This window comes from Pantoea sp. GM_Pan_4, assembly GCF_026541005.1.
In the GTDB taxonomy this organism is placed as follows: domain Bacteria; phylum Pseudomonadota; class Gammaproteobacteria; order Enterobacterales; family Enterobacteriaceae; genus Pantoea; species Pantoea dispersa.
The window spans coordinates 430,926-444,465 of record NZ_JALNUZ010000001.1 but is presented as its reverse complement, the minus strand read 5'-3'; the positions used below and the strand labels follow the sequence as shown (position 1 = coordinate 444,465).

Here is a 13,540-nt window from a genome sequence, read left to right as displayed (position 1 = left end):
GTGATTCCGCCTTGTTCTTACTGACTGATTCGTCTTAAATCAGTCAGGTCACGAACAAGAGGAATGAGAATGAGCGATAAACTACGTGTCGGCCTGATTGGCTACGGATTTGCCAGCAAAACCTTCCATGCGCCACTGATCGCCGGTACGCCAGACGTTGAGCTGGCGGCGATCTCCAGCAGCGATGCCAGTAAAGTGCACGCTGACTGGCCGTCGGTGCAGGTGGTGGCCGATCCTCAGGCACTGCTGGATGACCCGACGCTGCACCTGATTGTAATTCCTACCCCGAACGACACCCATTTCCCGCTCGCCAAAGCGGCACTTAATGCCGGCAAGCATGTGGTGGTCGATAAACCGTTTACCGTGACGCTGTCACAGGCGCGCGAGCTTGATCAGCTGGCCAAAGCCAAAGGGCTGCTGTTGTCAGTGTTCCACAACCGCCGCTGGGACAGCGATTTCCTGACGCTGAAAACGCTGCTGAACGACGGCACGCTGGGCGAGGTGCGCTATCTGGAGTCGCACTTTGACCGTTTCCGTCCGGAAGTGCGTCAGCGCTGGCGCGAAATGAAAGGCCCGGGCAGCGGAATCTGGTTCGATCTTGGACCGCACGTGCTGGACCAGGCGTTGCAGCTGTTTGGACCGCCGGTGGCGATCAACGTCGACATGGCTGAACTGCGTCCCGGCGCGCAAACCACCGATTACTTCCACGCGGTGCTGACTTATCCCACCCGGCGCGTGGTGCTGCACGCCAGCATGCTGGTGGCCGCGGAATCGGCGCGTTTTGTGGTGCACGGCACGCGTGGCAGCTACGTTAAGTACGGGCTCGATCCGCAGGAGGACCGTCTGAAAGCGGGTGAACGTCCGCCGCGTGAAGAGTGGGGCTACGACATGCGCAACGGCACGCTGACGCTGGCCGAGGGCGACGTGATGGTGGAGAAAGAGCTGCTGACGCTGCCGGGCAACTATCCGGCCTATTATGCGGCGATCCGCGACGCCATTGCCGGTAACGGTGCCAACCCGGTTACGGCGGAAGAGGCGATTCAGGTGATGGAGCTGATTGAGCTTGGCTTGCAGTCGGCGGAGAAACGCCAGACACTGTCCCTGAAGTAAACCGGACGGCGTTATCGCCAGCCGATCAACAAGGAGCGCAATCTGCGCTCCTTTTTTATGGCTTATGCCGCCACGCGCTGGCGCAGCGCGGCTTTCTCCGCCTCGGTTAAAAAGGCGATGGCAATGCCGTTCTCCTGCGCCTGGCGAATCTCGGCGGCGCTCAGGCCCGCCTGCGGTGCAGCGACCTCATATTCATGTGCCAGCTCAATGCCCTGTACCGCCGGATCGTCAGTGTTGATGGTTGCCAGAATGCCGTGCTGCAGGAACGTCTTCAGCGGATGGCTGGCCAGCGAGGCTACGGTGCTGGTCTGAATGTTCGACGTCAGGCAGGATTCAACGCCAATGCGCTGTTCGGCGAGGAAATCCATCAGCGCGCGGTCTTCAATCGCTTTGACACCGTGACCGATGCGCTCAGCGCCCAGCTCGCGGATCGCCTGCCAGATGCTCTCCGGTCCGGCGGCTTCACCGGCATGCACGGTGATGCGGAATCCGGCATCGCGGGCGCGGTTAAAGTGGCTGAGGAATTCGCTGCCCGGGAAGCCCAGTTCGTCACCGGCCAGATCGACGGCGGTGATGCCGTCGCGGTGCGCCAGCAGACCTTCCAGCTCGCGCAGGCAGGCTTCTTCGCCGAAGGTGCGGCTCATGATGCCAATCAGCTTCACATCAACGCCGTACTGCTGCACGCCCGCGCGCACGCCATCAATCACCGCTTCCACCACGCCAGCAATCGGCAGCTGATGGTTCATCGCCATATAGCCCGGTGAGAAGCGCAGCTCAGCATAATGGATACCGGCCTGCGCGGCGTCAGCGACGTTTTCCAGCGCAATGCGGCGGCAGGCATCGAGATCGCCCAGCACTTTGACGCCCCAGTCAAGCTTCTGCAGGAAGCTCACCAGGTCCGGCTGGTTGGCGGTCACCTGCACGTGCGGACGCAGCGTATCCAGCGTATCGGCGGGCAGCGCAATATTGAACTGGCGACCTAAATCAAGGATGGTCTGGGCGCGGATATTGCCATCGAGGTGGCGGTGAAGGTCGGTGAGGGGAAGTTTCGCATCAATCATGTCGCACTCGCTGAATTAACGTAAAGTGCAGACCATTATAAAAACATCTTGCGCAACCACGCCAGTGATTTGCGCAAAGCGGATAACGGATGCTGAATTAATCAGCATCCGCTGTGGTTCAGAACGATTGCAGTGCGGCAATCAGCCGGTCCAGCCCGTCATCCAGCTTGCTGCGCGGGCAGCCAGCGTTGAGACGCAGATAGCTGCGGCTGGCGCTGCCGTAGGTGCTGCCTGGCATAATCGCCACCTTATGCTGCTGGATCAGCCGCTGCTGCAGCGCGACGTCATCAATGGCCAGCGGCGCGGTGTCAATCCATGCCAGATAAGTGGCCTGCGGCGGTTGCCAGTTGAGCCCGGCAAACGCCGCGTTGAGCCGTTGCGCAATGTGCTGCATATTGGCGCGCAGATAATCGCGCAGCGCGTCGAGCCAGGGTGCGCCGTGACGGTAGGCGGCAATAGTCGCAGCCAGCGCCATCACCGCCGGTGACGACAGCCCGTCCTGCTGCTTCAGCGCATGAAACCACGCATGGCGGTCGTCCGCGTCCGGGATAATGCCCCAGGCGCCGGTCAGCGCCGGAATATTGAAGCTCTTCGAGGCCGAGGTAAACAGCGTCCAGCGGCCTTGTGCCACCTCGCACCATGGCGTGTGGCGCGCCGCGCTCAGCACCATATCCATATGGATTTCATCGCTGATCACGCTCACGCCATGCCGTTCGCACAGTGCCGCCATCTGCTGCAGCTCTGCGCGCTGCCACACTTTGCCGGTGGGATTGTGCGGGCTGCACAGTAACATCACCTTACAGCGCGGCCGCGCCAGCAGGGTTTCCAGCTGAGCCATATCACAGCGCCATGTGCCGCCAGCGCGCTGCAACGGTAACTCCAGCACCCTGCGCTGATTCCCGATGATTGTCTGGTAAAACGCATCATAGGCGGGCGTGTGAATCAGTACTTCATCCTCCGCCTGCGTCCAGTGGCGCAGCAGCTGCGCCACCATATAAATCACCGACGGGCCGTACACCAGTGACTCTGCCGCGATCTCGCTGGCAAAGCGGCTGCGCATCCAGTGCTGCAGGGCGGAGAGGAAATCCTCGTGCTGCCAGCGGCTGTAGCCCAGCACGCCGTGATTCAGCCGCTGCTGCAACGCGTCAATGATGCAGGGAGCGGTGGCGAAATCCATGTCCGAGATGGTGAAGGGCAGCAGATCTGGCACGCCAAAGCGGTCGGCGACAAAGTCCCACTGCGTGCACCAGCTGCCATGGCGATCCACTACCCGATCAAAATTAAACGCCTGCATGTTTACACCGTCGCGCTCATCAGATGGGCCATTTCATCTTTGACCGACTGCACCTGCGGGCCAATGACTACCTGCAGATTGGTCTGATTGAGGTGCACCACGCCGATGGCGCCGTTGGCTTTTAGCGCGGCATCGTCGACCTTGCTCATGTCGGCCACCGACAGGCGCAGGCGCGTCAGGCAGTTATCCAGCGAGGTGATGTTGTCAACGCCACCCAGCGCCGCGAGAATCGCTGGCGTGTTGTAGCCGGATTTGCCCACGCCGGCGCGGCTGACCTGCTGCTCAACGCGGCTGGTTTCTGCTTCGCGGCCAGGTGTTTTGATGTTGAAGCGGGTGATGGCGAAACGGAAGATGGCGTAGTAACCCACAAACCACACGGCGGCAATCACCGGCACCCAGTACCATTTGGTAGAAAGGCCGTGCAGCACGCCAAACACGAAGAAGTCGATCACGTTACCGTCGGTATTACCGATGGTCACGCCAAGCATCGCCATCACGGTGAAGCCGAGACCGGTCAGCAGCGCGTGGATCAGATACAGTACCGGTGCGACAAACAGGAACAGGAACTCGATCGGTTCGGTGGTGCCGCCGACCACGCAGGCAACCACGCCCGAAATCAGCAGGCCTTTAATTTTGTGTCGGTTTTCCGGGCGCGCGCAGTGATAAATCGCCAGCGCTGCCCCCGGCAGGCCGCCAAGGAATGCCGGCATTTTACCCTGCGACAGGAAGCGGGTAGCGCTTTCCGCGAAACCGTGAGTTTCCGGACACGCCAGCTGCGCCTGGAAGATGGTCAGCGCGCCGCTGACGCTGTGACCACACACCTCCATGGTGCCACCGGCATCGGTGAAGCGAATAATCGCCACCAGAATATGCTGCAGGCCAAACGGCAGCAGCAGACGTTCACCGGTGCCGAAGATCATCGGGCCGAATTCGCCCGCGCTGTTGATCATCCAGCCAAGACCGGTGATCGCGCGCGCAAAGAAAGGCCAGATCAGCGGTACCACCAGCCCCAGCAGGCCCATCACCACGGTGGTGATAATCGGCACAAAGCGCGTGCCGCCGAAGAATGCCAGCGCATCCGGCAGGCGAATATTGTGAAAACGCTCGTGCAGCCAGAACACCACAATGCCGACAATCACCGCGCCGAGAATACCGGTGTCGATGGACTGAATGCCGAGAATGTTCTGCACGTTATTGGCTTTCAGCACCGCCGCATCAGTAGTCGGCAGAATCCCGTTGATGTTCAGCCAGAAGTTAACGCTGAGATTGAGCACCGCAAAGCCGACGAAGCCGGCAAACGCCGCCACGCCTTTGTTTTCCCGCGCCATGCCCAGCGGAATGGCGATGGCAAACATCACCGGCAAATAGCTAAAGGCAAAGGAGCCGATTTTCGCCATCCAGATAAACAGGTATTGCAGGAACGGCTGGTCAAGCAGCGGAATCAGCGTCAGCACATCATGGCTGCTGAGTGAACTGCCGATCCCTAGCATGATGCCGCAAAACGATAGCAGCGCCACGGGTAGCATGAAGGTTTTCCCCAGGCTCTGGAAAAATTCCCAGAGCGACATTTTGGGTTGGCTGTGAGGCATAGTCTCTCCTGGCTAAAAAGTAACAAGCGGGTAAAGTGGTGGAGGATGATAAAACGTTTTATCACGGCTTTTTGTGGTGATAATCACAAAGCGTGACGAGCCTCAGGCTTTATTTTTATGCGAATCAGTGTAACGTTTTACCTCTTTGAATTTTCCGGCAACGAAAAGCGTCACACTATGTCCCAGCAGAAAATCACCATCCATGATGTCGCGCAGGCCGCTGGCGTATCGGTCAGCACGGTATCGCTGGTGCTGTCCGGCAAAGGGCGCATTTCACCTGCCACCGCCGCGCGGGTGAATCAGGCGATTGAGCAACTCGGCTATGTGCGTAACCGCTCGGCCTCCATGCTGCGCGGCGGTGAGAGCGGGGTGATTGGCCTGATCGTGCGCGATCTCAGCCAGCCCTTTTATGCAGCAATGACGGCGGGACTGAGTGAGGTGCTGGAGCAGCAGGGCAAAGTGCTGGTGCTGACGCAGAGTGGTCAGCACGGCCAGCATCTGCAGCGCTGTTTTGATTCACTGGCGGCGCAGGGTGCCGATGGCATTGTGCTGGGCGGCGCGGTGGCGCAGGCGGAATCGCTGCGGCTGCAGGCGCAGGAGCAAAATATTGCGCTGATCTGCGCCGCGCGCGCCAGCAGTCTGGAGAAAGTCGATTCGCTGCGTCCGGATAACAACCAGGCGGCGCGGATGGCCACCGAGTATCTGATCAAACAGGGACATCAGCGCATCGCCTGGGTGGGCGGTCTGGGGTCCTCACTGACGCGCGCCGAACGTATCGGCGGCTATTGCGCCACGCTGCTACAGTACGGTTTGCCGTTTCGCCCGGACTGGATTATCGAATGTGACGATCGCCAGCAGAGCGTCTCCGCGCTGACGCAGGCGCTGCTGCATCAGCATCCGCGTATTACCGCTATTCTGGCCCACAATGCCAGCACCACGCTCGGCTGCTATTTCGGCGCGCTGCGCAGCGGCCGCACCCTCGGGGAAGATGCCGTGGACAGTTACTACACCCAGCAGCTGGCGCTGGTCGGCTTCAACGACGATCCGCAGCCTGAGCTGAACGATCCGGCATTGACGTTTGTCAGCAGTGAAGCGCGCATCGTCGGGCGGCGCGCGGCAGAACGCATATTACAGCGCCTGGCGCAGCCACAGGCCGATGTGCAGACGTTAATCGTGCCGCCGCAGCTGGTGCAGGGCCGCTAAGCCTGTCGCCCGCCCGGCGTCAGATCATTACTCGCCACGTTTCTGTTACCGCTGCTTACCGATTTTCAGCCGGCCTGTGATCGTCGTTCTGCTTATGCATGGCGGGCCAGCAGAAAATAAAGATTAAGCTTCAACATCAAATATTGACACGAAATTGTCATAATATGGCCAGCGTTAAATGAAAATCAACGCGTTAGCCACTTTTATAAATTCCGCGAATTTTGTATTGATTAATATTCTTTACCGGACGCGCCTGTATTTTATTCAGGCTGGCTGATGTTATTACCTGTCACAAAATGTGTATTTTCTTATTGTTTAGCGCGGGTTTACTTGCTCGCTGGATTTGTGACTGGCGAGGAATATACTGCCAGCTATGCTTATTTTTCCTGTGCCGGGGCACGTATGAAAATAATCGTAAATGGGAAAGGTTATCCGGAAAAGAGAAATATCATCGTCAACGATTCACACCATTATCTCAATCTGAAATATAAAAATATCTGGTTTTATCGTAACGCCGTCAGGCAGAAAATCCGCAAAGCCAATAAGTTGTTTATTTTCGCGCCGCTACCGTTCTCGGTGCCGGACGATGCGCAAATCATCCATCTTTTTAATGAAGTGGCCTGCACGAAAAAACGCTGGATGGCGACATTTGAAACCGAAATTCCGCGCGTGCTGCCGGTGCCGGGCATGGCCAAACTGCATAATCCACAATTGCAGAAACAACTCAAACTGATCGCGGCACCGCAGTGTACGGCGCTGCTGGCCATTTCCGACGCGACGAAAAAGATTCAAATCAAGCTGTTACAGGCGTTTCCGCAGCAGGCTGCAGCCATTTTACCCAAACTACACACCCTGCATCCGCCGCAGGCAATTATCTGTGATCGGGTCAGACCGGTGAATCAGGCGAAGCTGACGTTCAGCTTTGTCGGCAATGAGTTTTATCGTAAAGGTGGGGCGGAAGTGGTGCTGGCCTTTAGCGAGTTGCTGGCAGAAGGCATCATTCACCCCGACAGCGTGCAGGTGAATTTAACGGGCAACCTGAAGCATCGCTATAATATCGCGCACGGCGCGCAGCAGGATGACGCGCAATTTCATCAGCGGATTGAAGACCTGATTAATCAGCAGGCAATCTTCAGGCATGAAACATTTTTGCAAAATGATCGGCTGATGAAAATGCTCGAACAGACCGATGTGGGATTATTACCGACCTGGCAGGATACCTACGGCTTTTCAGTGCTGGAAATGCAGGCGTGCGGCTGTCCGGTCATTACCACTAATGTGCGCGCACTGCCGGAAATAAACCCGGCTTCGGCCGGCTGGCTTATTGACTGTCTGCTAAATGATATGTTTGAAATCACCATCGCTTCAGCGCAGGAGAAACAGGCGATCAGGGACAGGATTATTGCGCAGCTCAAACAGATCATCACACAGATAATGGCGCAGCGCGAGGCGATCAGCACCCGCTCGGCGCGGGCGCTGCAAAGAATTAAAGACCAGCACGATCCGGCGCGCTTTCGCGCCCGTCTCGACGCCTTTTATCAGCAGACAGCACAGGTGAATCGTGCCCCGGGCGTCAGCGCTAAAGAGACTTGACGCATGAATCACGCCGGGTGGATGAAGCGGATCCCCGGTTATCGCCGGTGGCGCTGACGCAACGGCCAGCGCGCACGGCATTAGCGGGCTCTGGCCGTCAGACTAAAATAGGGATGTTTTCCTGCCAGCAGCAGCAAAAACTCATATTCTCCCTGACTGAGCGGCGACGGTTTTGCTGCGGACTCCTTCATCTGCCAGACCCGCAGGCTGAGGTCGAAGCGTTCAGCCGCGTGCAGTTGGGTCATGCCCGTGGCGATGCGTAAGTCACGCACATCAGTCTGAACCGGAACGATGTGCTGCAATGATTGATGGCTCATAAGTTCTTCTCTTTCTGTGGCCTGTCCCTGGCGGTATGGTTATCGGCTGCGAGCTATGCCGGGTCAGAGACGGCAAGCTTTTCTGTCGCGAAGCTGCCGGTGGCTGAAACGGGGCGCTGGCCGGCGGGCTGAGCGCTGTCCAGCGGGCTGTCAGAAAAGTTAAAATGACTGATCACCGCAGCCAGCGTTCCGGTACGGCCATTCAGGCTGCCGGCCGAGGCGGCAATCTCTTTCACCAGGGCGGCATTCTGCTGGGTGACGCGATCCAGATCGGTCACGGCCAGCGTAACCTGGGCAATGCCTTTGCTCTGTTCGTCTGACGCCAGCGCAATCTGGCCAATCAGCGACGTGACGGCGGAAACGCTTTGCGTGGCGCTGTCCATGATGGCGCCGGCGCGCTGCGCGGTCTGCGCGCCCTCGCCAACGCGCTTCACGGTGCCATTAATCAGCCCTTCGATCTCCTTCGCGGCGCTGGCGCTGCGTTGTGCCAGTGTGCGCACTTCAGCGGCCACCACGGCGAAGCCGCGTCCCTGCTCGCCGGCGCGGGCGGCTTCAACAGCCGCGTTCAGTGCCAGAATATTGGTCTGAAACGCGATGCTGTTAACCGTGGCGGTAAACTGACGGATTTTATCGGCTTCGGCGGCGATATCGGCCATCATCGCTGACACGCTTTTGACCAGCGCTTCGCCGTCGCGTGTGGTGCGCGCCGCATCCTCAGCCAGCTCGCGCGCTTCGCCGGCGCTGTGGGCATTTTTCTCTACGGTGGCGCTAAGCTGCTCCATGCTGGCCGAGGTCTGCTCGAGCGCAGCCGCCTGGCGGGTGGTGCGGTCGGACAGATCGGCGTTGCCGCTGGCGATATCCGCAGACTCCTTGCGTAGCACGTCGGTGTTGTCATGCACGGCACGCACCGTGGTCAGCAGGCTCTGCTGCATCAGCCTGACCAGCGGAATCAGCTGACCCACACAGTTGCGGCCAAAATCCTGCGGTTCCCGCGTAAGATCGCCAGCGGCGATGCCGCGGAAATGTTCCCGCAGCGCCCCCAGCGGCCGTACCAGATGTGTGACCAGAAAACGGTCACAGAACAGCAGCAGCGCGAGCATCAGCAGTGCAGCAATGCCAAAGGCCATTTGCAGACGCTGGCGATCGGACTGGTCGGCATGGTTATTCGCTGCGATGTCGCGCTGCAGGAAATGCAGGCGCTCAGCCGCAGGCACCGCAAAGTCAGCCGGCGATGCGGTGAGGGCGGTACGCAGCGGCGCCCAGTCGCTATCGGCCGGGGCATCGGCCGCTACAGCCGCTTTCGCCGCCGTGGTTCCCGATGCCATCACTAAACTTGCGCGATTGAGAAACAGCAGCTGGCTGGTCAGGGTGGCGTTATGCAGTTCGCGCTGATGCATGTCGCGCAGCACCGTGCTGCCATAGATCCCGGCCAGCGCCACAATCAGTAGCGCCGCGACCAGGATGCACTGCACAACCCGGCGAATGGTGAAGTTTTTAAGAAATTGCATGGTGAGTTTCCCCGGTGTCGTTTAAGACACAATGGTGTCGAGCGTTATTATTTATTGTTCGCGATAATATCGCGTACTATGGTTTAGCGTTTTAAGCATGGCAGGGAATTCTGAAAAAGAAAATGAATCGTCGATAAAATATTTCTTTCCCAAAGATATGCCAGATTAATTTACAAGAGGGTTATTTCGCCTGGCCGCGGCAGTAAAGCTCGCCGGCGGATAAATAAACTTTCATTGTTTTTGCCGTTTGCTGAAATTGAGCGTTCAGTGCCCGTTAATTTAGCTTAAGTCACGCCGCAATGATTAACAGCACTCCGCCTGCAACACGCTGGGCGTCAACAAATAATAAACGCTGCCGTGTTAACGCTAATTTCACCCGTGACCATCACCGATTATAAATTCACACTGTAAAGCACCGGGCCCGTTGGACGTCCGGTTGGCGAACCGCCGTGCGGCTCGAGACTGATCGCCAGCGTCGCCTTAACCAGCGACTGCTGTTTCTCAATCGGATACTGCTGCGGCGCACTTCCGGTGACCAGACCGAGTGAAACGGGCGCCCGGCCGGGCGGAATCAGCCACAGTTCCAGACTCTGATCCGCCCTGACCGCGCTAACCTGCAGCGGCGCCAGACTGATCACGTCCTGCCGGCGGCTGGCGCTCACCACCCATTGCTGACTGTGTTGCGCATCGGTCAGCACCGCCAGCGGTGTCATAACCGGCTCGCGCAGCCAGTAAGCCGACAGCGCGAAGCCCAGCGCGACGCAGGCGGCAGCCAGCCACGGCAGCGTCCGGCGTGCGGGGGCGACGTGCTTGTCGGGCGGCAGAGAAAGGGCAATTTTTTTCCACAGCGTTTCCGGCGGCGTGACGGGCGGCTGAGCCTGATCGAGACCCGCCAGCAGCGTCTGCCAGCGGGCGACCTGCGCCGCCAGCACCGGCTCGGCCTGCAGTCTGCGCTGAAAGCGCAATCGCGCGCTGCCGCGCAGCGTGCCGAGGGCGTACTCCGCCGCCAGGGCGTCATCCCGCTGCACCTTGTCACTCATCGTCCAACACACTCCCGCAGATGGTCCAGGCCACGTCGAATCCAGCTTTTAACCGAGCCGACCGGCTGCTGCAGCCACCCGGCAATGTCGCTATGTGATAAGCCCTGATAATAGGCCAGCGCAATCGACTGGCGCTGTTCACTGCTCAAATGCTGCAGACAGTGGTGCAGGCGGGCAACCTCGCGATCGTGCTGCTCATCCAGACTGACGTCACCCGGCGTGCTGCTTAAATCGTCGAGCCAGGCCTCGTCGGCATGGAATTGTCTGGCATAGCCGCTGCGCAGCCAGTCAATACAGCGGTTGCGTACAATGTGCGTCATCCAGGTCAGGGGAGAACTGAGCGCGCTATTAAATGACGCGGCGTTGTGCCAGACCGTGATGTAGCATTCGTGCAGAATCTCTTCCGCCCACGCCCGCTGGCGTAACATGCGCAGCGCTACCGCAAACAGATGCGGGGAAGTCAGCCGGTACAGCTGTTCAAAAGCCAGGCGATCGCGCTTCGCGACCGCCTGTATTAAGGCTATTTGTTGCTCAGCCTGAGAGGCGTCCATAATACTCCTGGCCGGTTTGTTTAACCTTACCGAGTATAGACAGTTATTCAGGCATCAAAACGGTATCAATAACGTCAATGACGCCATTTTTCTGATTTACATCATAAGTGCTGATATTCGCCACATTACCCTGACCATCTTTCAGCTGAATATTATGTGGCCCGTTGCTCATAATCCACAGCGGCTGACCATTCACCGTTTTCAATTCGGCTTTACCGCCACCCTGTTTAATTTTTTGCTCCAGCGCTTTCATATCATATTTACCGGCGACCACATGGTAGGTCAGCACGCTGGTGAGTTTGGCTTTGTTTTCCGGTTTGAGTAGTGCATCAACGGTGCCGGCAGGCAGTTTGGCAAAGGCGGCGTTAGTCGGCGCAAACACCGTAAACGGGCCTTTGCCCTGTAAGGTATCGACCAGACCCGCGGCTTTAACGGCGGCGACCAGCGTAGTGTGATCCTTCGAGTTCAGGGCGTTTTCAATAATGTTTTTTTGTGGATACATTGCCGCGCCGCCTACCATCACCGAATCGGCGTGCATGGCCGCCATCGCAGCGTTCGCGCCAAGCAGGGCGGCAGACAGGACGGCATCACTGATTAACTTTTTCATCATATATCCTCATTGAAGGAGCAGAAGGGTGCTCACAAAGGGATATACGTACGGTGCGGCTGAACGGATGCAGAAAAGGGTGAAATTTTTTTGCCGGGGGAAAACGGCAGCCCGGAGCGGGCTGCCGCGGGGATTACTCTGGCATGCCTTCGCTGGTTGGCGCGCCTAACATGTAGCGCGACAGGAACTGCTCCAGCGTCATTTTGTCGCCATTCATGGTGACCTGACCGTTAGCGTATTGCAGGCTGGTGGTGATGTTATCGTCCTGCTGCTGCGTCAGACGGAACATCTGGCCCATCGCCGCCAGACCTTTCACCTGCTGATCGGCCAGCTTCTGCGCATCATCACCCTGATAACCTTCCGCCAGCCCGACGTGACGCATCACTTCGGTCGCCATCGGCATATTAATGCTCAGCTTGCCGTCGAGCGTTTTCAGCACGCGATCCACGGCGGCACCCAGACTCTGCGGTTCACCGGTGACGGTCGCCGGATCGTTAAAACCGACGTTAAGGTTAAACGTGCTCTCGCCCTTGTCATTTTTCCAGCTCAGCGGCGCCACGCTCACGGTCGGCGAACCTTTCAGCAGGGTCGGCAGGTTATTTCTCAGGATGGTCTGCACGCTGGCCTGGTAGCGGATAGGATCGTCCACCACGCCAGGCTGGTTCAGCAGATCCTGCATCTGCGCATTGTACTGGTCAGAGAAGGTTTTCACCGCCTGAGCATCAAACTGCGCAAATTTCATTGCCAGTTTGGCTTCACCGAACGGCTGTTTCTGCAGGCTGATGTTGTCGACCTGATAATCAATCTGGCCGCCAATCTTGCCGTCTTTGTTGTCGAACGAGGACTTCCCGTCCAGCTTCTCCAGCGTCAGGCCTTCCTGACCGTTGATGCTGGCGTCGAGCTTATCCAGCGTGATGGTCTGGTCGCCGACGCGCACGCCTTCCGGACTCAGGTGGGTGTCACCGCCCAGCTTCAGACCGTTAAGGGTAAACAGCACCGGCTGCTGCAGCTGGTTTTTGCTGGTGACGGCGATGCTGGAGAAGTCGCCCTGCAGACTCACTTTGTCGCCTTTGCTGTCCGCGCTGACGTTGAGCGTGCCGCCGTTGGTGGCGAGACGATCACCGGTCTGCGCATTGCTGTAATCCACCGGCAGCAGGTGCAGCGCGGTATCGGTCGCGCCGCTGTAACCAACGCGGGTATCGGCATTAACCAGCGATTTGCCCTGAGTCAGTTCAAACAGTTTCTTCACCGCATCGGTGTTTTCCAGTTCGGTGTGCACCGAGGCCATGCTGGGGATCAGGTTGCCGCGCTTCAGCTGAGCAAACGGGAAAGGACCGTGGTCGATGGTTTCGTTGAGCACGATGCTTTGGCCCGGCTTCAGCAACGGATTGTCTTCGGTCTGCGAACTGGCCTGAATTACCAGTTTGGTTTTGCTGCTGAATACGCCACGCTGGTAATCCTGATAGCTGAGCGTCAGACGGCTATTCGGCGCGTACGCGTTGATCTGGCTGTTGGCATTTTGCAGCATCTCATCCATGTGGCTTTCCAGCTGTTTACCGGTAAACCACGCTGCGCCAGTCCAGATTACGCCGAGCGCCACAATCACACCTACGGCAACCTTGGTCTTTTTCATCGCTGAGTCGTCCTTATCCTTGCGTGCGCATACC

General features: G+C 58.3%; 12 protein-coding genes. 3 read left to right on the top strand and 9 right to left on the bottom strand.

Annotation, left to right across the window (positions count from 1 at the left end):
- The first annotated feature begins 69 nt into the window (after positions 1-69).
- Entirely contained in the window at positions 70-1,110 is a 1,041-nt protein-coding gene (locus OXR61_RS02115) for an oxidoreductase (protein ID WP_021506175.1), read from the top strand.
- A 62-nt stretch (positions 1,111-1,172) separates the two neighbouring features.
- On the opposite strand, the gene add is transcribed toward OXR61_RS02115, so the two are convergent.
- The 3 genes from add to malX form a co-directional block, all read right to left on the bottom strand.
- On the bottom strand, positions 1,173-2,171 hold the full coding sequence (gene add, locus OXR61_RS02110; RefSeq protein ID WP_021506174.1) for an adenosine deaminase: 999 nt from the start codon (positions 2,169-2,171) through the stop codon (positions 1,173-1,175).
- Positions 2,172-2,289: 118 nt separating this feature from the next.
- Positions 2,290-3,465 (bottom strand): MalY/PatB family protein, encoded by a 1,176-nt coding sequence (locus tag OXR61_RS02105; protein ID WP_021506173.1) that lies wholly within the window; start codon positions 3,463-3,465, stop codon positions 2,290-2,292.
- Between the two features lie 2 nt (positions 3,466-3,467).
- On the bottom strand, positions 3,468-5,054 hold the full coding sequence (gene malX, locus OXR61_RS02100; RefSeq protein WP_031279154.1) for a maltose/glucose-specific PTS transporter subunit IIBC: 1,587 nt from the start codon (positions 5,052-5,054) through the stop codon (positions 3,468-3,470).
- Positions 5,055-5,231: 177 nt separating this feature from the next.
- Here malX and malI point away from each other — a divergent pair, with 177 nt between their 5' ends.
- A complete protein-coding gene (gene malI, locus OXR61_RS02095) occupies positions 5,232-6,257 on the top strand; it encodes a Mal regulon transcriptional regulator MalI (protein ID WP_267410570.1) in 1,026 nt (341 codons plus the stop codon).
- 276 nt (positions 6,258-6,533) lie between these two features.
- Positions 6,534-7,850 (top strand): glycosyltransferase, encoded by a 1,317-nt coding sequence (locus OXR61_RS02090; RefSeq protein WP_330134852.1) that lies wholly within the window; start codon positions 6,534-6,536, stop codon positions 7,848-7,850.
- A gap of 80 nt (positions 7,851-7,930) precedes the next feature.
- On the opposite strand, the gene OXR61_RS02085 is transcribed toward OXR61_RS02090, so the two are convergent.
- From OXR61_RS02085 to OXR61_RS02060, 6 genes are all read right to left on the bottom strand, one after another.
- A complete protein-coding gene (locus OXR61_RS02085) occupies positions 7,931-8,167 on the bottom strand; it encodes a hypothetical protein (RefSeq protein ID WP_021506169.1) in 237 nt (78 codons plus the stop codon).
- Positions 8,168-8,220: 53 nt separating this feature from the next.
- Complete coding sequence (locus OXR61_RS02080) at positions 8,221-9,675, bottom strand: methyl-accepting chemotaxis protein (RefSeq protein WP_021506168.1); 1,455 nt, start codon at positions 9,673-9,675, stop codon at positions 8,221-8,223.
- Between the two features lie 392 nt (positions 9,676-10,067).
- The gene (locus tag OXR61_RS02075) at positions 10,068-10,715 is read right to left on the bottom strand and encodes an anti-sigma factor (protein WP_021506167.1); all 648 of its coding nucleotides are present in this window, start codon (positions 10,713-10,715) and stop codon (positions 10,068-10,070) included.
- Positions 10,712-11,266 (bottom strand): sigma-70 family RNA polymerase sigma factor, encoded by a 555-nt coding sequence (locus tag OXR61_RS02070; RefSeq protein WP_021506166.1) that lies wholly within the window; start codon positions 11,264-11,266, stop codon positions 10,712-10,714. The genes OXR61_RS02075 and OXR61_RS02070 overlap by 4 nt, the downstream gene beginning before the upstream one ends.
- A gap of 43 nt (positions 11,267-11,309) precedes the next feature.
- Positions 11,310-11,873 (bottom strand): fasciclin domain-containing protein, encoded by a 564-nt coding sequence (locus tag OXR61_RS02065; protein WP_267411205.1) that lies wholly within the window; start codon positions 11,871-11,873, stop codon positions 11,310-11,312.
- Positions 11,874-12,006: 133 nt separating this feature from the next.
- Positions 12,007-13,506, bottom strand: a complete 1,500-nt coding sequence (locus OXR61_RS02060; protein ID WP_021506164.1) for a YdgA family protein — start codon at positions 13,504-13,506, stop codon at positions 12,007-12,009.
- Positions 13,507-13,540: the final 34 nt, after the last annotated feature.

Coding starts and splice junctions, on each gene's coding strand:
- OXR61_RS02070 (WP_021506166.1), bottom strand. CDS start 11,266: ATGGACGCCTCTCAGGCTGAGCAACAAATAGCCTTAATACAGGCGGTC.
- malX (WP_031279154.1), bottom strand. CDS start 5,054: ATGCCTCACAGCCAACCCAAAATGTCGCTCTGGGAATTTTTCCAGAGC.
- OXR61_RS02075 (WP_021506167.1), bottom strand. CDS start 10,715: ATGAGTGACAAGGTGCAGCGGGATGACGCCCTGGCGGCGGAGTACGCC.
- OXR61_RS02105 (WP_021506173.1), bottom strand. CDS start 3,465: ATGCAGGCGTTTAATTTTGATCGGGTAGTGGATCGCCATGGCAGCTGG.
- OXR61_RS02060 (WP_021506164.1), bottom strand. CDS start 13,506: ATGAAAAAGACCAAGGTTGCCGTAGGTGTGATTGTGGCGCTCGGCGTA.
- add (WP_021506174.1), bottom strand. CDS start 2,171: ATGATTGATGCGAAACTTCCCCTCACCGACCTTCACCGCCACCTCGAT.
- OXR61_RS02065 (WP_267411205.1), bottom strand. CDS start 11,873: ATGAAAAAGTTAATCAGTGATGCCGTCCTGTCTGCCGCCCTGCTTGGC.
- OXR61_RS02085 (WP_021506169.1), bottom strand. CDS start 8,167: ATGAGCCATCAATCATTGCAGCACATCGTTCCGGTTCAGACTGATGTG.
- malI (WP_267410570.1), top strand. CDS start 5,232: ATGTCCCAGCAGAAAATCACCATCCATGATGTCGCGCAGGCCGCTGGC.
- OXR61_RS02115 (WP_021506175.1), top strand. CDS start 70: ATGAGCGATAAACTACGTGTCGGCCTGATTGGCTACGGATTTGCCAGC.
- OXR61_RS02080 (WP_021506168.1), bottom strand. CDS start 9,675: ATGCAATTTCTTAAAAACTTCACCATTCGCCGGGTTGTGCAGTGCATC.
- OXR61_RS02090 (WP_330134852.1), top strand. CDS start 6,534: ATGTTATTACCTGTCACAAAATGTGTATTTTCTTATTGTTTAGCGCGG.